This is a genomic window from Pseudodesulfovibrio karagichevae (assembly GCF_041414475.1).
In the GTDB taxonomy this organism is placed as follows: domain Bacteria; phylum Desulfobacterota; class Desulfovibrionia; order Desulfovibrionales; family Desulfovibrionaceae; genus Pseudodesulfovibrio; species Pseudodesulfovibrio karagichevae.
Genome location: NZ_JBGLYH010000035.1, coordinates 14650 through 36781, shown reverse-complemented (window position 1 = coordinate 36781; position 22132 = coordinate 14650). Strand labels below are relative to the sequence as shown.

The 22132-nt window shown below is 64.8% G+C and carries 16 protein-coding genes and 1 tRNA gene; 13 read left to right on the top strand and 4 right to left on the bottom strand.

The window, feature by feature from the left end; all coding sequences use genetic code 11:
* Window positions 1–23 precede the first annotated feature (23 nt).
* Window positions 24–1961, top strand: coding sequence for a methionine--tRNA ligase (gene metG / locus AB6M95_RS12435; RefSeq protein WP_371387078.1), 1938 nt, complete (start codon window positions 24–26; stop codon window positions 1959–1961).
* Between the two features lie 404 nt (window positions 1962–2365).
* Complete coding sequence (locus AB6M95_RS12430) at window positions 2366–3124, top strand: hypothetical protein (RefSeq protein ID WP_371387077.1); 759 nt, start codon at window positions 2366–2368, stop codon at window positions 3122–3124.
* 57 nt (window positions 3125–3181) lie between these two features.
* Here AB6M95_RS12430 and AB6M95_RS12425 read toward each other — a convergent pair whose 3' ends face one another.
* The 3 genes from AB6M95_RS12425 to AB6M95_RS12415 form a co-directional block, all read right to left on the bottom strand.
* Entirely contained in the window at window positions 3182–4150 is a 969-nt protein-coding gene (locus AB6M95_RS12425) for a YbgA family protein (protein WP_371387076.1), read from the bottom strand.
* Window positions 4143–5093 carry a YbgA family protein gene (locus AB6M95_RS12420; protein ID WP_371387075.1) on the bottom strand — a complete coding sequence of 317 codons (951 nt, stop codon included), beginning with the start codon at window positions 5091–5093 and terminating at the stop codon, window positions 4143–4145. The genes AB6M95_RS12425 and AB6M95_RS12420 overlap by 8 nt, the downstream gene beginning before the upstream one ends.
* A gap of 138 nt (window positions 5094–5231) precedes the next feature.
* Window positions 5232–5513, bottom strand: coding sequence for a FeoA family protein (locus AB6M95_RS12415; protein WP_371387074.1), 282 nt, complete (start codon window positions 5511–5513; stop codon window positions 5232–5234).
* A 319-nt stretch (window positions 5514–5832) separates the two neighbouring features.
* Between AB6M95_RS12415 and carB the strand changes: the two genes are divergently transcribed.
* The 8 genes from carB to AB6M95_RS12375 all read left to right on the top strand — a co-directional run bounded on the left by carB (window position 5833) and on the right by AB6M95_RS12375 (window position 18050).
* On the top strand, window positions 5833–9066 hold the full coding sequence (gene carB, locus AB6M95_RS12410) for a carbamoyl-phosphate synthase large subunit (RefSeq protein WP_371387073.1): 3234 nt from the start codon (window positions 5833–5835) through the stop codon (window positions 9064–9066).
* Window positions 9067–9095: 29 nt separating this feature from the next.
* Window positions 9096–10508 carry an amidophosphoribosyltransferase gene (gene purF / locus AB6M95_RS12405; RefSeq protein WP_371387072.1) on the top strand — a complete coding sequence of 471 codons (1413 nt, stop codon included), beginning with the start codon at window positions 9096–9098 and terminating at the stop codon, window positions 10506–10508.
* Window positions 10509–10633: 125 nt separating this feature from the next.
* Window positions 10634–11647 carry a KpsF/GutQ family sugar-phosphate isomerase gene (locus tag AB6M95_RS12400; RefSeq protein WP_371387071.1) on the top strand — a complete coding sequence of 338 codons (1014 nt, stop codon included), beginning with the start codon at window positions 10634–10636 and terminating at the stop codon, window positions 11645–11647.
* Window positions 11647–12210, top strand: coding sequence for a YkgJ family cysteine cluster protein (locus AB6M95_RS12395; RefSeq protein WP_371387070.1), 564 nt, complete (start codon window positions 11647–11649; stop codon window positions 12208–12210). The genes AB6M95_RS12400 and AB6M95_RS12395 overlap by 1 nt, the downstream gene beginning before the upstream one ends.
* A gap of 10 nt (window positions 12211–12220) precedes the next feature.
* Window positions 12221–14569 (top strand): penicillin-binding protein 1A, encoded by a 2349-nt coding sequence (locus AB6M95_RS12390; RefSeq protein WP_371387069.1) that lies wholly within the window; start codon window positions 12221–12223, stop codon window positions 14567–14569.
* 15 nt (window positions 14570–14584) lie between these two features.
* Complete coding sequence (locus tag AB6M95_RS12385) at window positions 14585–15367, top strand: PhzF family phenazine biosynthesis protein (protein WP_371387068.1); 783 nt, start codon at window positions 14585–14587, stop codon at window positions 15365–15367.
* Window positions 15368–15376: 9 nt separating this feature from the next.
* The gene (locus AB6M95_RS12380; RefSeq protein ID WP_371387067.1) at window positions 15377–15715 is read left to right on the top strand and encodes a phenylpyruvate tautomerase MIF-related protein; all 339 of its coding nucleotides are present in this window, start codon (window positions 15377–15379) and stop codon (window positions 15713–15715) included.
* A gap of 307 nt (window positions 15716–16022) precedes the next feature.
* Window positions 16023–18050 carry a methyl-accepting chemotaxis protein gene (locus tag AB6M95_RS12375; protein WP_371387066.1) on the top strand — a complete coding sequence of 676 codons (2028 nt, stop codon included), beginning with the start codon at window positions 16023–16025 and terminating at the stop codon, window positions 18048–18050.
* A gap of 73 nt (window positions 18051–18123) precedes the next feature.
* On the opposite strand, the gene AB6M95_RS12370 is transcribed toward AB6M95_RS12375, so the two are convergent.
* The gene (locus AB6M95_RS12370; protein WP_371387065.1) at window positions 18124–20136 is read right to left on the bottom strand and encodes a peptidase U32 family protein; all 2013 of its coding nucleotides are present in this window, start codon (window positions 20134–20136) and stop codon (window positions 18124–18126) included.
* An 11-nt stretch (window positions 20137–20147) separates the two neighbouring features.
* Here AB6M95_RS12370 and AB6M95_RS12365 point away from each other — a divergent pair, with 11 nt between their 5' ends.
* The 3 genes from AB6M95_RS12365 (at window position 20148) to AB6M95_RS12355 (ending at window position 22016) form a co-directional block, all read left to right on the top strand.
* Complete coding sequence (locus AB6M95_RS12365) at window positions 20148–20933, top strand: iron-sulfur cluster-binding protein (protein ID WP_371387064.1); 786 nt, start codon at window positions 20148–20150, stop codon at window positions 20931–20933.
* 12 nt (window positions 20934–20945) lie between these two features.
* Window positions 20946–21863: a dihydroorotate dehydrogenase gene (locus AB6M95_RS12360; RefSeq protein WP_371387063.1), complete on the top strand. Its 918-nt coding sequence runs from the start codon at window positions 20946–20948 to the stop codon at window positions 21861–21863.
* Between the two features lie 61 nt (window positions 21864–21924).
* Window positions 21925–22016: transfer RNA gene (locus AB6M95_RS12355), tRNA-Ser, on the top strand.
* Window positions 22017–22132 lie beyond the last annotated feature (116 nt).

The window sequence follows — 22132 nt, the reverse complement described above, 5'->3', positions numbered from 1 at the left end:
CGCCACGACAAGGAGAATTCGATTTGCAACGCTTTTACATCACCACGCCCATTTACTACGTGAACGCCAAGCCCCACCTGGGCCATGCGTACACCACCACGGTGGCCGATTCCCTGAATCGCTTCCACCGGCTCATGGGCGAGGAGACCTACTTTCTGACCGGCACCGACGAACACGGCGACAAGATCGTCCAGGCCGCGGAAAGCAACGGCCAGACCCCCCAGGAGTATGTTGACGTCATCAGCAAGCTCTTCAAGGATCTCTGGCCGAACATGAACATCTCCAACAACGACTTCATCCGGACCACCGAGCCCCGGCACAAGGAAGTCGTCCAGCAGATCCTGCAGAAGGTCTACGACGCCGGAGACATCTACTTCGGCGAGTACGGCGGGCACTACTGCTTCGGCTGCGAGCGGTTCTACACCGAGAAGGAACTGGTCAACGGGCTGTGCCCGGACCACCAGACCAAGCCCGAGTACATCGCGGAGAAGAACTACTTCTTCAAGATGTCCAAATACCGCGACTGGCTTCTGGACCATATCAACAAGAACCCCGATTTCATCCGTCCCGAGCGCTACAGAAACGAGGTCGTCTCCCTGCTCGAATCCGGCGAACTCGAGGATCTGTGCATCTCCCGGCCCAAGTCCCGCCTGACCTGGGGCATCGAGCTGCCGTTCGACAAGGACTACGTCACCTACGTCTGGTTCGACGCGCTGATCAACTACGTGGCCGCCCTGGGCTGGCCCGACGGCGAGAAATTCAAGAAATTCTGGCCCGTGGCCAACCACTTGGTGGCCAAGGACATCCTCAAGCCCCACGCCATCTTTTGGCCGACCATGCTCAAGGCCGCCGGCATCGAGCCGTACCAGCATCTCAACGTGCATGGTTACTGGCTGGTGGAGGACACCAAGATGTCCAAGTCCATCGGCAACGTGGTCGAGCCCCTGGCCATGAAGGACGCCTACGGCCTGGACGCCTTCCGCTACTTCCTGCTGCGCGAGATGTCCTTCGGCCAGGACTCCAGCTTTTCCGAAAAGGCCCTGGTCGGCCGCCTCAACGCGGACCTGGCCAACGATCTGGGCAACCTGTTCAACCGCACCCTGTCCATGACCCACAAGTACTTCGGCGGCCATATCCCCCGCCCCGACGTGGAGGACGTGGTCGACGCGGAGATCAAGAAGATCGGCCAGGACGCCATGCAGTCCTTCCAGGACTTCTTCAGCGACCTGAAATTCTCCCGCGCCCTGGAAGGGTTGTGGGAACTGGTGCGCGGCCTGAACAAATACATCGACGAAACCGCGCCCTGGGCCCTGTTCAAGGCCGGGAATACCGGCCGGCTGTCCACGGTCATCTACGTGCTCCTCGAAAACATGCGCAAGATCGCCGTGCACCTGTGGCCGGTCATGCCCGAGGCGTCCGAGAAGATGCTCGAGCAGCTCGGCATCCCCTTTGCCCCGGAAAAGGTCAACCTGCCCAAGGAACTGGACGTCTGGGGTCTGATCGAGTCCGACATCACCGTGGCCGAGACCTCCAATCTCTTCCCGCGCGTGGACCTGCCCGCCGAGGAAACCCCGGAAAAGCCCGCTCCGAAGGCCAAGAAGGCCGCCAAAAAGGAAAAGGCCGAAGAGCCCGTCTGTGAGATCGAGTTCGAGGACTTCCAGAAGCTCGACCTGCGCGTGGGCACGGTCAAGGAAGTGGAGAAACACCCCGACGCGGATAAGCTCCTGCTCGTCAAGGTCGATACCGGCGACAAGGACCTGCGCCAGGTGGTGGCGGGACTGGCCGATTTCTTCCAGCCCGACGATCTCGTCGGCAAACAGGTCGTCGTGGTCGCCAACCTCAAGCCCCGCAAGCTGCGCAAACAGCTCTCCCAGGGCATGGTCCTGGCCGTCAAGACCGACAAGGGCATGGAACTCCTCTCCCCCACCGGCGAAGTCCCTCCGGGCAGCAAAGTCAGCTAGCCGCTCGACGGGTGGCATATATCAAACGAAAGGGGGGCCGCATAGCGGCCCCCCTTTCGTTTGGAATGCCTCCGGCGGCCAGAGGGGAAACTTTTGGAAAAGTTTCCCCTCTGGACTCCCCTTCAAAACTTTTTGGCGCCGCTTCGCGGGAGCTGTGCGGGCTCGTTTCGGCGTGCTCTTTTTTTGTTTTGTGGGTTTCGATCAACTTGGGGGAAGCCGTTCGGCCTTTCTCGACCCGCCGCACGCGCGGATGCGCATACAAAAAGTTTGGGAAGGGAAAGGGGATGGGGCCGCCGGAGGCATGCCTTTTGGCAAAGTGTTTGCAATAATCGTTGTCAGGTGCGCCCGGAGTGTCAAAAAACGGGCGGATGGGATGCCGTATGCTATTGGAAATGAGAACAATTATGCCTGACAAGGCCGAGTGGGGGGAGAGTCCCTTTGCGCACGGTGTTGTCCGCTTTGACCGGAATTGGTGTCTGGACGAAGTGGAACGCGCGGTGCGCGAGCGGGGTTTGGCCGCCCTGGCCTTTGAGGACGCGGCCATGTTCGCGGACCACAACCGGGTCGTGGACATGTGCACGGACATGCGCGTGCGCGACCTGAACGTGGTGTGGAGCGCGCGCATGGACACGGTGCCCACGGACGGGCTGCTCAAGGCCATGCGGCTGGCCGGGTGTCAGCGGCTGGACATGCGGCTGGATCCGGACGAGGCCGTGGAAGGGCTGTTCTGGGCCCGGCGCTACGGGTTCGACGTGCGCATCCGCAACCTGGACGGCGCGTCCTATGCCGCCGAGCGGATCACCTACAGCGTGGCCGAGCGCGAGGCCATTGCCGGGCGGCTGCCCGGTCTGCATGCGGCCCAGTTCGACCTGGCCGTGGCTTATTACCGGGCCGGTCGGCTGCACGACGTCATGCTTCCGCTGGGCAAGGCCATGACCCTGCGCTTCCCCATGAACGAACTGTGTTTGAACCTGCTGGCCTGCCTGTCGGCCGCCAAGCACTATCCCGACCAGGCGGCCGGGCTCCTCGACCAGGCCGGATACGGCTGTCCGCACCCGGTGGTCTTCCGCAACCGCGAGCTGCTCCGGTCCTGGCTGGCGGGCGGCGGCGACCTGAAGGGCGTGCGCCTGCTTCTCGATCCCGAGCACTCGGCCTTTTCCTAGGCGCGTATATTTCGGATGAAGAAAGCCCCCGCGACGGTCGTCGCGGGGGCTTTCTCGTCAGGCGTGGTTGCGCAGCTTGAGGTCCAGGGGGTGCGGGTTGAGGTAGTATTGGCCGCGCAGGTAGGGGACGTCGTATTTGCGCACGTAGTGGTTGAACAGGGTCACGGGCACGATGAGGGGTACGCGTTCGTTGCGGTAGTGCTCGATGAGCTCCAGGCATTCCTTTTTTTCGTCCGGGGCGAGCAGTTTCTTGAAATAGCCGAGGATGTGCATGAGTACGTCCACGTTCTTGCGCACCGTGGATTTCATGGCCATGGCCTGGGCCAGCCGTTCGTGGTAGCGGCGCAGCAGTTCTTCCATGGGCAGCCGTTTGCCTTCGGCCACCAGCTTGCCCATCTCCCGGTAGCCGGTCACGTCGTGGGCCCGGACGAGCATCTTGTTGCGGGTGTGGAATTCGATCAGTCCCTGCATGGTCGGCCCGCTGTCCAGGAAACGGTGCCAGCGGTGTTCGGTGAAGATGCGCTCGATGAAGTTGGCCCGCAGCCCCACGTCGTGCAGGCGTCCGTCGTCCTCCACCGGGAGCAGGGGGAATCGTTCCATGACCATGGCCGCGAACAGCCCCACGCCAGCGTAGCTTACGGCCTGGCCGCCGGATTCGGCGTAGACCTTGACCCGGCCCATGCCGCTGGACGGGGATTTGGCCTTGAAAATGAACCCGCACAGCCGGGCCTTTTCCAGTTCGGGCAGGAACGACCCGGCCCAGCCGCGCATGGCGTCGGTCCAGTCCGTGCCGGTCTGCCGCCCCTTGAGCCGGTTGTCCTCCGGGGTGCCCACCAGGCGCACGGCCTCGCGGGGCACGCCCATGCCGCAGCCGACCTCCGGGCAGACGGGCACAAACTCCAGGTGGTCGGCCAGGACGCCGGTGAGGTGTTCGGCCTTGGCGGCGGTGCCGTCGTAGCGGACCTTTTGTCCGGCCAGGCAGGCGCTGATGCCGATGCGGATGCGTTCCTCGGCGCGATCAGACATGGTTGAGCAGCTTGAGTTCGTCGGGTTCGGGATTGAGATAGTATTGTTGGGTCAGGTACGGCGCGCGGTACTTGCGGGCGTAGTGGTTGAGCAGGGTGACGGGCACGAGCAGGGGGACCTTGCCCTTGGCGTAGGCCGTGATCGCGGCGTGCAGCTCGCGCTTGTCCTCTGCGTCCAAGTCCTTCTTGAAGTAGCCCGCCGCGTGGGTCAGCACATCGCGGTTCTTGCTCGGCGTGGCCTTGAGGGTCAGGGCCTTGAAGAGCAGCGTTCCGTACCGGTCGAAGATCGCCTCGGCGTTGTGCATGGTGCTTTCGCCGAGCAGGCGGCCGAGCTCCCGGTAGCCGCCCAGGTCGTGGGCGCGGATGAGCATTTTGTGCCGGGTGTGGAAGTCCACCAGGTTGCCGATGGACGTCCCCTTGGCGGTGAGGGCGCGCCAGCGGTGCAGGACAAAGACCCGGCGGATGAAATTCTCGCGCTGGACCGAGTTCTGGAGCCCTTCGGAGGAGACCACGGGCAGCAGGGGGTCGTGCTCCTGGAGCAGGCGGGTGAAGAAGCCAGGGCCCAGTCGCGGCGGCGTGCCCTGGGTGGAGTATATGCTGGATTTGTTCACCGCGCAGGACGGGGAGTGCACGCGCAGGACGAATCCGCAGATGCCCTCCTTGTCCAGTCCCTTGAACACGCGCTTGGCCCAGTTGGTCATCTTGGCGGTCAGGTCCTTGCCGGACTCGTAGGCGATGAGCCGGATTTCGCCCGCGCAGTCCACCTGCCTGAGCGGTTCGCGCGGGATGCCCATGCCGCAGGCGATCTCCGGGCAGATGGGCACGAATTCCACATGCTTGGCCAGTGTTTCGGTCAGGTAGGCGCTGCGGCGGTGGGTGCGGTCGAAGCGGACCCTTTCCCCGGTCACGCAGGCGCTGACGCCAATCTTGATGCTGTCGGACATTGCCCCTCCCGAGGTTCTTCCTTCCAAGTTAGCACCGGGCGGCAACGCGAAACAAGCTAAAATCGCGCGGCGGCCGCCTGGCATGCGAAAGGCCGCCCCAAGGGGCGGCCTTTGAGAAAAATTCGGAGGGGGAGGGAACTAGGAAGCCCGGGCCCGCGGACCGGGGCAGCAGGAGCAGCGGGGGCCTTCGTCCGACTCGTCGGGCACGGCCAGGATCTTTCCGGCCAGGCCGCAGCACAGGACCACGTCCGAGCCGCGCACGCGTACCCGGCATCCCTTGGGGCCGCCGCTCAGCACCTGAACCGGGCAGCCGGGCGTCATGCCCATGGCGAGCATGCGCGCGCGGGCCTGGCGGCCTCCGTCTATACCGGCTATTCGAACTATGGACCCTGTCGGAAACTCGGTCAAAGGCTTTTGCATCGCTGGACTTTCCCTCAAAGCTATCGTTGAGGTTGAGAGTAAGTATCAACTTCTTTCCTGTCAACGGGAAACTGCGATCTTTCGGCTCCCTCTTGGCAACCGGTTCAGGATACTTATGTTCCGGGGACGCGGCGGTTTCCCTCCTGAGGGAGCGCTCCCGAAAGCCGGGAGTCTCGGTACATAACCGTTGCGTTTCGGGGGATAACCTTATAATAAAGATTGCTTGTCCGGCGGGCGGCGGCGGTGCCGAGCCGGGCGGGGGGATGTCGTCCGACCCCCTCCCTCGAATACCGCCGTAACTTCAACTACTTCGAGCAGAATGCCTAAACGCACAGATATCAAGAAGATCATGCTGATCGGGTCCGGCCCCATTGTCATCGGCCAGGCCTGCGAGTTCGACTACTCCGGTACCCAGGCCCTCAAGGCGCTCAAGGAGGAGGGGTACGAGGTGGTCCTGGTCAACTCCAACCCGGCCTCCATCATGACGGACCCGGAGTTGGCAGATGCCACCTACATCGAGCCCATAGAGCCCGAGACCGTAGCCCGAATCATCGAAAAAGAGCGTCCCGACGCTCTTTTGCCGACTTTGGGGGGGCAAACCGGGTTGAACACGGCCCTGGCCGTGGCCGACATGGGCGTACTCGACAAGTTCGGCGTGGAGCTCATCGGGGCCAACATCGACGTCATCAACAAGGCGGAATCCCGAGAGGAATTCCGCGCGGCCATGCGCAACATCGGTCTGGGCATGCCCGAGAGCGGCATCTGCCACAACATGGACGACGTGCGCGAATGGGGCGAGAAGATCCCGTTTCCGATCATCGTCCGGCCCGCCTACACCCTGGGCGGCTCCGGCGGCGGCGTGGCCTACAACATGGAAGAACTGGAACAGATCTGCTCCAACGGGTTGGCCCTGTCCATGAAGCACGAGATCATGCTCGAACGCTCCATCCTCGGCTGGAAGGAGTACGAGCTGGAGGTCATGCGGGACAAGAAGGACAACTGCGTGATCATCTGCTCCATCGAGAACCTCGATCCCATGGGCGTGCACACCGGCGACTCGGTCACCGTGGCCCCGGCCCAGACCCTGACCGACGACGAGTACCAGCGGCTGCGCGACGCCTCGCTGGCGGTCATGCGTGAGATCGGCGTGGAGACCGGCGGGTCCAACGTGCAGTTCGCGGTCAACCCCGAGGACGGCGAGCTGATCATCATCGAGATGAACCCGCGCGTGTCCCGGTCGTCCGCCCTCGCCTCCAAGGCCACCGGCTTCCCCATCGCGAAGATCGCGGCCAAGCTGGCCGTGGGCTACACCCTGGACGAGATTCCCAACGACATCACCCGCGAGACCATGGCCTCCTTCGAACCGGCCATCGACTACTGCGTGGTCAAGATACCCCGCTTCACCTTCGAGAAGTTCCCCGGCACCGAGGACTACCTGACCACGGCCATGAAGTCCGTGGGCGAGACCATGGCCATCGGCCGGACCTTCAAGGAGGCGTTGCAGAAGGGGCTGCGTTCGCTCGAGACCGGCCATCCCGGCCTGGGCGAGCAGTTCGACAACTGCGACATCGACCGCAACGAGGTCCTCAAGCTCCTGCGCCGTCCCAACTCCCAGCGGCTGTACGCCCTGCGCAACGCGCTCAACTGCGGCATGACCGAGGAGGAGGTCTTCGAGGCCACCAAGATCGACCCGTGGTTCCTGCGCCAGTTCAAGGACATCGTCGACATGGAGCACGCGCTCATCGACTTCGGCAAGCGCGAAGGCGTGACGGCCGAGGCCGAGGGCATGGCCGAGATGCTCCGCAAGGCCAAGGAGTACGGCTATTCCGACCCGCAGCTGGCGTCCATGTGGCGGACCAGCGAGGACGCGGTGCGGAGCCTGCGCAAGGAACTCGGCATCGAGCCGACCTACTACCTGGTCGACACCTGCGCCGCCGAGTTCGAGGCCTACACCCCGTACTATTATTCCACCTACGAGACCGGTCAGGAGAACGTCCGCGAGGAGCGCAAGAAGATCGTCATCCTCGGCGGCGGCCCCAACCGTATCGGCCAGGGCATCGAGTTCGACTACTGCTGCTGCCACTCCTCCTTCACTCTCAAGGAGATGGGCGTGGAGTCGATCATGGTCAACTCCAACCCGGAGACGGTCTCCACCGACTACGACACCTCGGACAAGCTCTACTTCGAGCCGCTGACCTTCGAGGACGTCATGAACATCATCGAGTTCGAGAAGCCGGACGGGGTCATCGTCCAGTTCGGCGGCCAGACCCCGCTCAACCTGGCCCTGCGGCTGATGAAGGCGGGCGTGCCGCTCATCGGCACCAGCCCGGACGCCATCGACCGCGCCGAGGACCGCGAGCGGTTCAAGCAGTTCCTGAACAAGCTGAACCTGAAGCAGCCGCCCAACGGCACGGCCATGTCCATGGTCGAGGCCCGCGAGATCGCCGAGAAGCTGACCTTCCCGCTGGTCCTGCGCCCGTCCTACGTGCTCGGCGGCCGGGGCATGGACATCGTCTACTCCATGGACGAGTTCGACCATTACTTCCGCCATTCGGCCCTGGTCTCCCCGGAGCACCCGACCCTGATCGACAAGTTCCTCGAATACGCCATCGAGGTGGACGTGGACGCCCTGGCCGACGGCGAGGACGTGTACATCGGCGGGGTCATGGAGCACATCGAGGAGGCGGGCATTCACTCGGGCGACTCCGCCTCGGTGCTGCCGCCGTACTCGCTCAGCTCCGAACTCATCCGCGAGATCGAACGCCAGACCGTGGCCATGGCCAAGGAGCTGGGCGTGGTCGGGCTGATGAACGTCCAGTTCGCCATCAAGGACAACGAGGTCTACATCATCGAGGTCAACCCGCGCGCCTCACGCACGGTGCCCTTCGTGTCCAAGGCCACGGGCGTGCCCCTGGCCAAGATGGCCACGAGGGTCATGCTCGGCGAAAAGCTCAAGGACCTGAAGCCTTGGGAACTGCGCAAGCGGGGCCATATATCCGTCAAGGAATCGGTCTTCCCGTTCAACCGCTTCCCCAACGTGGACGTGCTCCTCGGACCCGAGATGCGCTCCACCGGCGAGGTCATGGGCATCGACCCGAGCTTCGGCCTGGCCTACATGAAATCGCAGCTGGCGGCGGGCCAGAAGCTGCCGACCAGCGGCACGGTCTTCATGTCCGTCAACGACTGGGACAAGTCCAAGATCGTGCTGGTGGCCAAGGACTTCGAGGCCATGGGCTTCAAGGTGGCGGCCACGGGCGGCACGGCCGACTTCCTCATCGAGAAGGGCGTCAACGTGGAGCAGGTTCACAAGGTCCACGAGGGCCAGCGGCCCCACGTCGTCGACCACATCAAGAACGGCGCCTTCGACCTGGTCATCAACACCCCGTCGGGCAAGAAGACCGTGGGCGACGCCAAGATGATCCGCCAGAACGCGCTGCTGTACAACATCCCCTACACCACCACGGTGTCCGGGGCCCGCGCGGTGGTGCAGGCCATATGTGAACTCAGACAAACCGGGCTGCAAGTGAAGAGCCTGCAAGAATACTACGGCTAGAGAGAAGCCGGACACACGAGAGAGTCTTCATGAAAAAAGAGTATTGCGGTCTTTTCGGCATCTACGGCAACAAGGAGGCGGCGCGCATGACCTACTTCGGTCTGTACGCGCTGCAGCATCGCGGGCAGGAGTCCGCGGGCATCGTTACCTGGGATGGCGAGAAGATCCGCGAACAGAAGGGCATGGGCCTGGTGGCCGACGTGTTCAACGAACGCCATCTGGGCAAGGAGCTCAAGGGCTCCATCGCCATGGGCCACATCCGCTATTCCACCACGGGCGCGTCGCTCATCCGCAACGCCCAGCCGTTCCTGGTCCGCCACGGCGACCTGCGCCTGGCCGTGGCCCACAACGGCAACCTGGTCAACACCTACGAGCTGCGCAGCGAGCTGGAGCAGAACGGTTCCATCTTCCAGACCACCATGGACACCGAGGTCTTCGCCCATCTGATCATCAAGTACCTGCACGAGTCCGAGACCATCGAGGAGGCCGTGGGCAAGGCCTGCAACAAGGTGCGCGGCGCCTATTCCATGCTCATCCTGGCCAACGACAAGATGATCGCGGTCAAGGACCCCAATGGGTTCCGGCCCCTGGTGCTCGGCACCGTGGCGGGCAACTACGTCTTCGCCTCCGAGACCTGCGCCTTCGACCTGGTCGAGGCCGAGTACCTGCGCCCCCTGGAGCCCGGCGAGATGGTCGTCATCCACAAGAACAAGCTGACCTCCCACCGCTTCGCCGAGCCCATCCGGTGCAGCAAGTGCATCTTCGAGCTCATCTACTTCGCCCGCCCCGACTCGCACATCTTCGGCGACGTGGTCTACGAGCGGCGCAAGGCCATGGGCGCCATGCTGGCCAAGGAGGCCCCGGTGGACGCAGACCTGGTCATGCCGTTCCCGGATTCGGGGAACTATGCGGCCGTGGGCTACTCCCAGGAGTCCGGCCTGCCGCTGGAGCTGGCCATGATCCGCAACCACTACGTGGGCCGGACCTTCATCCAGCCCTCCCAGGACATGCGCGATTTCTCCACCAGGGTGAAGCTCAACCCCGTCAAGTCCATGATCACGGGCAAGCGTATCATCATCATCGAGGATTCCATCGTGCGCGGCACGACCATCCGCGCCCGCGTCAAGAAGCTGCGCGAACTGGGCGCACGGGAGATCCACCTGCGCGTCAGTTGCCCGCCCATCCGGTTCCCCTGCTTCTACGGCATCGACTTCTCCTCCAAGGGCGAGCTTATCGCGGCCAACCACAGTGAAGAGGATATCGCCCGCTTCATGGGGCTGGATTCCCTGCACTATCTGAGCATCAAGGGACTCGTGGACTCCGTGACGCAGGACGAGTGGTGCCTGGCGTGTTTCGACGGCAACTACCCGGTTCCCCTGACCGACCACATGGGCAAGGACTGCCTCGAGGCCACGCCCGGGATCATCAAGGAATTCTGCTAGGCTGCGAATCATCAACGCCCGGCGCCTCCGGAAGGGGGCGAGGTCGGGCCGGGGCGGCATGAGGCCGCCCGCCGGGGAGAGGACGCTTTTGCGTCCGCTCCGGTTCCTATTCGGGAGAATAACGCATGGCATGCACATCCGAGCGCAAGGACTGGCTGGCCCTGGCCCGCGAGGTCCTGGACATCGAGGTCCAGGGGCTCGAGGCCGTGCGCGACCAGCTGGACGGGCCGTTCATCGAGGCCCTGACCGCCATGGCCCGGTGCACGGGCCGCGTGGTCATCACCGGCCTGGGCAAGTCCGGGCTGGTGGGCCGCAAGATCGCGGCCACCCTGTCGTCCACGGGCACGCCGTCCTTCTTCCTCCATCCGGTGGAGGGGGCCCACGGCGACCTGGGCATGATCCGTGATGAGGACGTGGTCCTGGCCCTGTCCAATTCCGGCGCCACCGACGAGGTCAACGCCATCCTGCCCACGCTGAGGTCCCTGGGGGCCACGGTCATCGCCATGACCTCCAACCCGGCGTCGCCCATGGCCGTGCTCTCGGACATCCACATCCAGGTCCGCGTGCCGCGCGAGGCGTGCCCCATGGGGCTGGCCCCGACGTCCTCCACCACCGCGCAGCTGGCCGTGGGCGACGCCCTGGCCGTCTGCCTGATGGAGTGGAAGTCCTTCGGCAAGGACGATTTTAAGCGTTTTCACCCCGGCGGTTCGCTGGGGCAGCGGCTGGCCACCTGTGTGGACCAGCTCATGCACACCGACGGCCTGCCCGTGGTGCGGGAGGACGCCCCCCTGCGGGACGCCCTGGCCACCCTGAACGGCGGCGGGCTCGGCCTGGTGGCCGTGGTCGACCCGGCCACGCTGCTCAAGGGCGTGCTGACCGACGGCGATGTGCGCCGCCTGGTCTGCGCCGGGGAGCTCGACATGGACCGGCCCGTGCGCGAGGTCATGACCGTGTCGCCGAGAAGGGCCGCGGCCGGGGAGTCCTCGGCCCGCGTGCTCGACCTGATGGAGCGCAGCCAGATCACCGTCCTGCCCGTGGTCCGCGACGACGGGCGGCTGGCGGGCATGGTCCACCTGCACGACCTGCTCGGCAAGGGCGAGTTGACCTTTGCGGGCGGCAACGGCGGGGGAGCGGGTTGATGGCCCGGGCCCGGACCGAAGACGCGGACGTGTGCAGGCGGTGCTCCTTCCAGGGGCCGACCTGCTGCCGCATCGTCTCGGGCCAGGAGGAGTACTGCTTCCCCCTGTCCCAGATCGAGAAGGAGCGCATCCAGGAGCTGGTGCCGTACACCGGCGGCTTCGTGGTCTCGCGCAACTCCAAGGCGTTCATCGACTACGCCTGCCGCCTTTTCCCCGGCGAGGAGGAACTGGTCCGGCGGGTCTTCCCCGAAGGCAAGGAGCACTTCCGGCTGGCCGTGGACTCCATGGGCGCATGCCGTTTCCTCGGCCCGCTGGGTTGCGAGATCCCGCAGGAGGCGCGCCCCTATTACTGCCGCCTGTTCCCCTTTTGGATGGCCGGACGCACGGTCACGCATTTCGACACCCCCACCTGCCTCGCCCGGCGGGAAGGGGGCACACTTGTGCGGATTTTGGACATCCTTGACACCAACAAGGCGACCGTGAAGGATCTGTACGGCCGGTTGCGCCTGGTCTGGGGATTGCCCCCGTCCAAGGGCGCGCACCCGGTCACGAAAACCTTCTGATGGATAGAACATGAAGAAATTCTTGAAAATATTCGGCATATTCGTTCTTGTCTGCACCCTTTCCGGCATCGGCGGGGCCGTCTGGCTCTACCACTGGGCCTCCAGCGACCTGCCCGGCTTCAAGAACATCACGGACTACAAGCCGCCCCTGGTGACCACGGTGTACGCCAAGGACAACAAGGTGCTCGGCTATTTCTACAAGGAGAAGCGGTTCCTGGTCACCCTGGACCAGATGAGCCCCTGGATTCCCAAGGCGTTCCTGGCCGCCGAGGACGCCTCCTTCTACGAGCACGACGGCGTGGATCTGACCGCCATCGTCCGCGCCTTCAAGGCCAACCTCATGGCCGGGCGCACCAGGCAGGGCGGCTCGACCATCACCCAGCAGATCATCAAGCGCCTCCTGCTGACCTCCGAGCGCAGCTACAAGCGCAAGCTCAAGGAGGCCATCCTCGCCTTCCGTCTGGAGAACTACCTGACCAAGGAAGAGATCCTGACCATCTACCTGAACCACATCTTCCTGGGCGCGCACTCCTACGGCGTGGAGGCCGCGGCCCGGACCTATTTCGCCAAGCACGCCAAGGACCTGTCCATCGCCGAGGCGGCCATGCTCGCGGGCCTGCCCCAGGCCCCGTCGCGGTACAATCCCTACCAGAACTACCCGCAGGCTCGGCAGCGCCAGGAATACGTCCTCGGCCAGATGCGCAATCTCGGCTGGATCAACGAGGAGCAGTACCAGCAGGCGATGGTCGAGCCCATTGAGCTCAAGTCCATGGACGACCCGTCCTGGCAGGTGGGCGCGTACTATCTCGAAGAGGTCCGCCGCTGGCTCGTCGACCAGTACGGCGAGGACGAGGTCTACAACGGCGGCCTGACCGTGACCACCCCGTGCGATCTCAAGCACCAGGCGGCCGCGGAGAAGGCGTTGCGCCGGGGGCTCATCGACTCGGCCAAGCGGCGCGGCTGGAACGGCCCGGTGGGGCGGTTCACCCCGGCGGACGAGCCGATGATTCTCGAAGAGGGACCGCAGACCACCGAGCACATCCTGGAGAAGGACAACCTGATGAGGGCCTTCGTGACCAAGGTGTCCCAGGACAAGGCCCTGGTCCATTTCGGCAAGTACAAGGGGGAAATCCCCATCAAGGCCATGTGGTGGGTGCGTGAGCCCGACATCCGCAAGAGCCACGAGGACGTGCCCGACCCGACCGACGCCCGCAAGATATTGAAGAAGGGCGACGTGGTCTGGGTGACCGTGGACACGGCCCCGAAAAACGAGGACGGCACCTGGATTCTCGACCTGGAGCGCGAGCCCGAGGTGGAGGGCGCTCTGGTCTCCATCAAGCCCGACACCGGCGAGGTCGTCGCCCTGGTGGGCGGCTACTCCTTCGCCAAGAGCCAGTTCAACCGGGCCACCCAGGCCCGGCGTCAGCCCGGTTCGGCCTTCAAGCCCATCGTCTACTCGGCGGCCATCGACAACGGCTTCACCGCCGCCTCCATCGTGCTGGACGCGCCCATCGTCTACGCCAACGACGCCGAGGGCAAGCTGTGGCGGCCCGAGAACTTCGAAGGCACCTTCGACGGCCCGACCCTGCTGCGCACCGCCCTGGTCAAGTCCAAGAACCTGTGCACCATCCGCATCGCCCAGAAGATCGGCATCCGGACCATCATCGAGCGGGCCAAGGCCATGGGCCTGGACACCGACTTCCCGCACGACCTGTCCGTGGCGCTGGGCTCCGCCGTGGTCTCTCCCATGAACCTGTGCGAGGCCTACACCACCTTCCCGCGCGGCGGCTCCTATATCAAGCCGCGCACGGTCCTGTCCGTGAAGTCCGCCTGGGGCGACGAGCTGTACTCCTCCAAGCCCGAGGCCGTGGACGCCATCAGCCCGCAGACCGCCTACATCATGGCCACCCTCATGAAGCAGGTGGTCCAGAACGGCACCGGCTGGCGGGCCAAGGTCCTGGGCAGGCCCGTGGCGGGCAAGACCGGCACCTCGAACCTGGAGCAGGACGCCTGGTTCATGGGCTACGCCCCGTACCTGCTGACCGGCGTGTACGTCGGCTTCGACGAACTGACCCCCATGGGCAAGTGGGAGACCGGTTCGCGCGCGGCCTCGCCCATCTGGGTGGACTACCGCAAGCAGGTGGAGAACGATTATCCCTATGAGGACTTCACCCAGCCGCCGGGAATTGTTATGGTCAAGGTGGACGGCAACACGGGCAAGCTCGCCTCGCCGTCCTCGACCCAGGAGTTCTTCCTGCCGTTCAAGGTGGGTTCCGAACCCACGGAGGCGGCCCGCCCCTACGGCGGAAACGGGGAGGCTCCGGCCTCGGCCGACGACCTGTTCAAGCAAACCTTCTAGGTAGTTGGGGGCTTCATGGAACTGGATCTCTATCAGGTGGACGCGTTCGCGGACGAGGTTTTCACCGGCAACCCGGCGGCGGTGGTCCCGCTCTACGAGTGGCCGTCCGACGACCTGATGAAGCACATCGCCATGGAGAACAACCTGGCCGAGACCGCCTTCTTCGTGCGCAAGGGCGAGTACTTCGAGCTGCGCTGGTTCACCCCGGAGATCGAGATCGACCTGTGCGGCCACGCCACCCTGGCCAGCGCCCACGTCCTCTACCGCCACCTGGACTACACCGACCCGGTCGTGGTCTTCGAAACCAAGAGCGGGCGGCTCTTCGTGGATCGCGAGGGCGAGGGCTATTCCATGGACTTCCCGGCCTGGTCCTGCTCCAAGACCCAGGTCACCGAGCGGGTGGCCGCGGCCCTGGGCACACGGCCAGCCGAACTCTACATGGGCCGCCGCGACATGATGGCCGTGTTCGAGACCGAGGACCAGATCCGGGCGCTCAGGCCCGACTTCCGGCTGATCTCCGGCCTGGACGGGCTGTGCCTCATCTGCACCGCGCCCGGCATGGACCACGACTTCGTGTCCCGCGTCTTCGTGTCCGGCGATTCCGTCCCCGAGGACCCGGTCACGGGTTCGGCCCACTGCACCCTGGTCCCGTACTGGGCGGACCGTCTGGACAAGACGACCTTCCACGCCTACCAGGCATCCAGGCGCGGCGGCTCCATGCGCTGCGAATACCTCGGCGACCGCGTCAAGATAGCCGGTAACGCCGTGACCTACATGACCGGAACCATTCACCTCTAGGAGGCCGACATGCCGTTCATCAAAGTGGAGACCAACGTGTCCGTGTCCGACGAGACCGGCTGCCTCAAGGCCGTCTCCGCCCTGGCCGCCGACATCCTCGGCAAGCCGGAACCCTACGTCCTGGCCGTGTTCGAGCCGGGCAAGCATCTGCTCTTCGGCGGCACCGCCGATCCGGCGGCCTACGTCACCCTCGATTCCATCGGCCTGCCCGAAGAGCGCACCCCGGAGCTGTCCGCCGCCATCTGCGGCTTCCTGAACCGGGAGCTGGCCATCCCGGCCGATCGCGTCTACATCGCCTTCGGCAACATCGAGCGCCACCTTTTCGGCTGGGACGGCAAGACGTTTTAATCGTCCCCGCCCCCCCGTCGCATCCTCCCTCCGATCTTCCCGGGCCGTCTCCCCTGCGTGGGCGGCCTTTTTTAGCGGGCTTTTCTTTCCGCGGCCTTTTTCCCCCGCTATTCCAATGCGTTGCGCAGACGATTCGCGTCCGCCCATAGACCGTTTCGGCAAGGCGGAACTCCGTGCAATGGTCGCGCAAAATCGATATTGCATAACGTTGCGCAATTAATATTTTGGAATAATTGGATTATTATTGTGCACGCCTTTTGCACTCTCATGTCTTTTCGCAACGCGTTTATTCATGAGGGGGCATTTCATGAGCATCAAAAGCAAGCTGATCCTTATTTTCGTATCCGTGCTGGTGGGCCTGGTCGGCATCTTCGGCGTGAACTACGCGGGCGGCCAGTACGTGTTCGAGACGAGGAAACTGGCGGCGCTGGCGCAGCAGGGTACCGCCCTGTTCCTCCAGGCGCGGCGGCAAGAAAAGAATTTCCTGTTGCGCAAGGACGAGCAATATACGCGCAATGCCCTGGAGGATGCGGAAAAGGCTGGCCGGGTCCTGGAGGAGATCGCCCGGCTCAAGCCGGGGCTGGCCGCCCGCTGCCGGGAGGCCCTGGACATGCTGAAGGGCTACGAGGACGCGCTGGTCCAGGTGAACGACCTCTATGTGGCCATGGGGCTGAACATGCAGCAAGGGTTGCGCTGGGAGTTCATCCAGGCGGCCCGCAACATGGAGTCCGAGTTCGGGAAAACGGCCATGAGCGACGAGTTCGTCATCAAGCTGCTGCAGATGCGGCGGCACGAGAAGAACTACATCATCCGGGGCGATGCGCAGTACGTGGGCCGGGTGGCCAAGGGCGCGCAGGAACTGCGCGGCATGCTCACGGCCCGGTTCACCCCGGAGGAGGCGGCCGGACAGCTCAAGGCGCTGCAGGGCTATCTCGATTCCTTCAACAACTATGTGGACAAGGAGAAGCGGATCGCGGCCATCACGGCCGGGCTCGTCGAGGCGGCGCGTTCCCTGGAGCCGGTCTATGACGAGATCGCGGTCAGTAGCGCGGCCCAGTCGGAACACGACGCGCGGATGATCGACTACTGCGTGGTCGGCGTGGAGCTGGCCGTGGGCGCGGCCATTCTCTTGCTGCTCCTGTGGGTCATGCGGTCCATCACCAGCCCGCTCATGCGTCTCAACGCCTACGCGCGCAGCGTGGCGGGGGGCGACCTCGACGTGCAGCCCGAGGGCGGGTTCAGCGCGGAACTCGGCGCGCTCAAGGGCGTGCTGGTGGACATGGTCGCCAATCTCCGCGCCGTGATCGGTGAATCGAGGAAGATGGAGGAGGACGCCCGCACTCAGGCTGCGGCCGCCGGGCGGGCGCGCGACGAGGCCCTGGCCCAGCAGGAGCGCGTCCAAACACTGCTGGAGCGCATGGGCGAGGCCGCCGGGCGAGCCGGCGAGGTGGCCCGGGAGCTGGCGACGGTATCCAACGATCTCAAGGGCCGCACCGGGAAGATCGCGGAGAGCGCGGTCACGCAGCAGGAACGCATGTCCGAGTCCGCCACGGCCATGGAGGAGATGAACGCCACGGTCAACGAAGTGGCCATGAACGTGAGCGACGCGTCGAACTTGGCCAGCGAGGCCAGCTCCGAGGCCAGCCAGGGCATCCTGGTGGTCCAGCGGGCCGAGAAGGCCATGTCCGAGGTGGCCGGGACGGTTTCCGTGCTGGAGGAGGGCATGACCCGCCTGGGCACGGACACCGAGTCCATCGGCCAGGTCATCAGCGTGATCAACGAGATCGCGGACCAGACCAACCTGCTCGCCCTGAACGCGGCCATCGAGGCCGCCCGCGCGGGCGAGGCGGGGAGGGGGTTCGCGGTGGTGGCCGACGAGGTGCGCAAGCTGGCCGAGAAGACCATGGTCGCCACCAAGGAGGTGGAGGAGCGCATCACCGCCATCCAGGCGGCAACAGGCCGCAACATCCGCGACGTCAAGGCGACCCTGTCCCACGTGGCCGACGCCAACGGCGAGGTCGGCAATTCCGTGGGCGCCTTCCGGAACATCCAGGAGTTTTCGGCCAATGTGGCCGACCGCATCGAGGGCATCGCCATCGCGGCCCGCCAGCAGTCCGTGGCCACCGAGCAGATGAGCGGCGCGGTGCTGGACGTGAGCCGCCTGGCTTCGGGTACGGCCGAGGACGTGCAGGAGTCGGCCTCGGCCATCGCGGGCCTGGCCGCCATGGCGGAGACCCTGCAGGCGATCATCGGCCACCTGAGCAATGACGAGCAGGAATCCGCAGGGGCTCCGGCCGGACTCGCGTTCGGCCCCAAGCTGGGAGCGGTGCAATAGAAAGGGGCGGCCGTCATCGGCCGCCCCTTTTTCACCAAAATGAACAGACCCGCCGGAGGCGGAATCCCTTTTCCTACAAAAGCTTCAGCCGCCAGTTGAATTCGCTGGTCCGGGTGGGCCGGGGCACGTTGCGGGGCCAGGGTTCGAGCATGGTCACGAAGGTCCTGTAGCCGAGCTTTTCCAGGGTGCGGGACTCCTTGGTCAAGTCGACCTCCCAGCCCGGGAAGATCCAGTTGTTCTGGCCGTACTTGCGCACGAAGGCGACCTCGTTCATGGGGCTCTTGATGGCCTCGTCGAACGGCACGGAATCGGCCAGGAACCGGGAGATGCCGAAGGGCCACAACCCCTTGATGACGAAGCCGAGCGGCAGGGGCGGGTTCTGGGCCAGTCCCTGGAGGTCTTCGAGAGGCAGCTCCGGATTGATGATCGCGCTGGAGAAGCCGAGCCCGCGCAGCACGTCCAGGGCCAGCTTGTTGGCGGTGTTGCAGAACGGCCCGGCGGTCAGGGTCATGTTCTTGCGGTCCTCGAAGTAGGCGGCCTGCCACGGGGCGTTGAGCACGAACTCGCGCGCGCCCTTGCGGGCCGCTTCCTTGATCAAGGAGCGATACTTCTTGTCCTCATCGGGCCAGATGACCGGGGGGAGCCACCACTGGGCGCGGGCCGTGTCCTTTCCGGCCACCTTGCCGAGCACCGAACGCTCCAGCCAGAAGGCCGGACGGTCCCAGGTTTTGCCCTTGGGCGGCAGGCGGAACAGGCTCACGGACTCGGTCCGGGGGAAACTCTTTCCATTGCTCCTGCCCTTGCTCCGGGAGCGCGGTGCGGCCTTGGGCCAGGTAGGAGTGAAGGTGGATTCCTTCATCTCCGGGGCCGGGAAGAAGTCGAGCTCCTTTTCCAGCTCCCTGATCTGCTTGACCAGCTCCGGTTCGCGCCGGTCCACGAGAAAGACCTTGGTGCCCGTGGGCAGGGGCGGGCCGACCTGCTTCTTGGAAAAGGGGATGTCCATGCGCCCGCGCTTGGGCACGCGGCGGCGGATGGGGATGGTCCGGTGGCCGGGCTGGTCCTCGTAGCCCACGCGCACGAGATCACCGGTCTCGAGCTGTTCGCGCGGCTCGAAGAAGAGCTTTTTCTGGTCGCGCTTGATCTCGCCGATGAGCCGCCCGGAGCTGGTCTCCTCTTTGGGCTGGACCGGCTGGAACGGGCGCTGGGGCAGGAACACGGAGTGGCTGGACGGCCGTCCGAGGGCCTGGTCGAGCAATTCCATGGCGGTCTTCTTGGCCTGGGCGTCCTGCGGGTTGTCGCGCAGCATCTGGTACGCCTTGACCGTGTAGAAGACGTAGTGCGGGCCCTTCTTGCGGCCCTCGATCTTCCAGGCGGCCACGCGGTCCATGGACAGCAGGGGCTTGGTCAGCACGTCCAGGGAGAGGTCCGAGCAGGAGAAGAGCCGTTCGGGCTGGTCCTTGCCCTTGGTGTACAGGCGGCGGCAGGGCTGCACGCAGCGGCCGCGCAGGCCGGATTTGCCGCCCAGGTAGCTGGACCAGTAGCAGCGGCCGGACACGCAGTGGCAGAGCGCGCCGTGCACGAAAATTTCCAGGTCCAGGTCCTTGGGGCAGGCGTCGGCCATGAGCTTGACCTCGTCCAGGTTCAGCTCTCGGGGCAGGACCACGCGGTTGGCGCCGAGCTTCTTGGCCACCTCCAACCCCGCCGGGTGGGAGACGTTGGCCAGAGTGGACAGGTGCAGCTCGCCGGTGTAGCCCGCCTGTTTGGCCAGGGTCAGCATGGCCAGGTCCTGGACGATGAGGGCGAACGGCTTGACGTTTCGTTGCAGCCGGTCGATGAGCCTGCCTGCGGATTCCACGTCCTGGGGCTTGACCAGGGTGTTCATGGCGACGTAGGTCTTGGTGCCGCGATCCCGGCCCAGGCTTGCCAGTTGCGCCAGCTCGCTGATAGAGAAGTTCTGGGCCTGCATGCGGGCCGAGAAGTGTTTCAACCCCACGTAGATAGCGTCCGCCCCGGCCGCGACGGCCGCCAGGAAGGCGTTCTTGTCCCCCGCGGGGGCCATGATTTCCGGAATATGTTTTTTGCTCATAAGGTGTCTGTATGTCCTTGAGGAATTGCCGCAGTGTCAAGGTATTGAATGTATCCCCGGTCGGTCAATCAAAAACGGCCGGTGAATTTTTCGAGCTGACGCTCGAACGCCCTGATTGGGACGGGTGGAAGCCCGGCCAGTTCGTCATGATCCGGCCCAGCGCCTGGGAGCTCGACATGCTCTGGGGGCGGCCGTTTTCGCTGTGTTGCGGCGACGAGTCGTCCGTGACCCTGTTCATCCAGGCCGTGGGGCGTGGCACCCGGCGCATCGCCGCATTGTCGCCCGGCGATGTGGTGACCATGTGGGGGCCCCTCGGCAATTCCTTTGCCGTGGAGCCCGACACTCCGACCCTGTTGCTTGCCGGGGGCATCGGCATCGCACCTTTTCGCGGTTATGTCGAGCAACATCCGCGCCCCGAGAATCTGTCCCTCTTCCTGGCCCACCGGTTGCCGCTGGACTGCTACCCCTATGACCTGCTGTCCAAGTCCGTGAAAAGCCGTTGCATGCTCGAGGCCAAGCCCGCCGATCTGGACTGCATCATCGACACCCTGCGCGGGCTGATCGAGGAGAACGCGAAGCAGGGCGGCCTGGTCCTGTCCTGCGGCCCCACGCCGTTCATGCGCACGGTCCAGCGGTTCGCCAAGGAGTTCGGCGCCAGGGCGCAGGTCTCGCTGGAGAACCGCATGGCCTGCGGGGTGGGCGCGTGCCTGGGGTGCGTGACCAAGGACGGCAGCGGGCACCACGTCCAGGTGTGCACGCGGGGCCCGGTGTTCTGGGCGGACAAAGTGGAACTGTAGGAGACCGCAACCATGGATATGCAAGTCAATTTCGGCGGTCTTTCCCTCAAGAACCCGGTCATGACCGCGTCCGGGACCTTCGGCTTCGGCCTGGAATTCGCGCCCTACGGCGACCTGACCCGGCTCGGCGGCTTCGTGGCCAAGGGCCTTTCGCTCAAGCCGCGCGAGGGCAATCCCATGCCGCGCATCGCCGAGACGCCGTGCGGCATGCTCAACGCCATCGGCATCCAGAACCCGGGCGTGGAATATTTCGTCACCCGGGCGCTGCCCATGCTCCCCTGGAAGGAGGTGGCCGTCATCGCCAACCTCTACGCCTGCGACGCCGAGGAGTTCGGCGAGCTGGCCGGGGTGCTGGCGGGCGAGGAGGGCGTGGCCGCGCTCGAGGTCAACGTGTCCTGCCCCAACGTCAAGGAGGGCGGCGTGGCGTTTGGCCAGGACCCGGCCCAGATCGCCAGGGTCACCGAGGCGGTCAAGAAGAAGGCCGGGAACAAGCACGTCATGGTCAAGCTCTCGCCCAACGTGACCGACATCGGGGTCTGCGCGAAGGCCGCGGCCGAGGGCGGGGCGGACTCCCTGTCCCTGATCAACACCCTGTCCGGCATGGCCGTGGACATCCGCAACCGCAGGCCGCGCATCGCCAACGTCATCGCGGGACTGTCCGGTCCGGCGGTCAAGCCCGTTGCCCTGCGCTGCGTGCACCAGGCGGTCCACGCCGTGGACATCCCGGTGGTCGGCATCGGCGGGATCAGTTCGGCCGAGGACGCCCTGGAGTTCCTCCTGGTGGGCGCGCAGGCCGTGCAGGTGGGCACCGCCAATTTCCTGCGACCGGACTTCGCCTTCGGCCTGGCCGACGAGATGGAGGCCCTGCTTTCCGAGATCGGCGCGGCCAGCCTGGACGAGTTCCGCGGCAGCCTGCAACTGCCGCTTTAAAAAGAAGAAAATTAGTGCTTGCCAAGCACCATCATATTGGTTAGAAACTGCCTCTCAACGCGGAGAGGTGTCCGAGTCCGGCTTAAGGAGCACGCCTGGAAAGCGTGTTTGGGGGGAACTCCAACGGAGGTTCAAATCCTCTCCTCTCCGCCAGCGAATGCAGGAAGGCTTACGATGGAAACATCGTAAGCCTTTTTTCGTGCCCGCCGGGCAAGGTTGGGGGGTCTTTTCCGACAACAAACAAATCAACATAATGCATTAATAAAAAT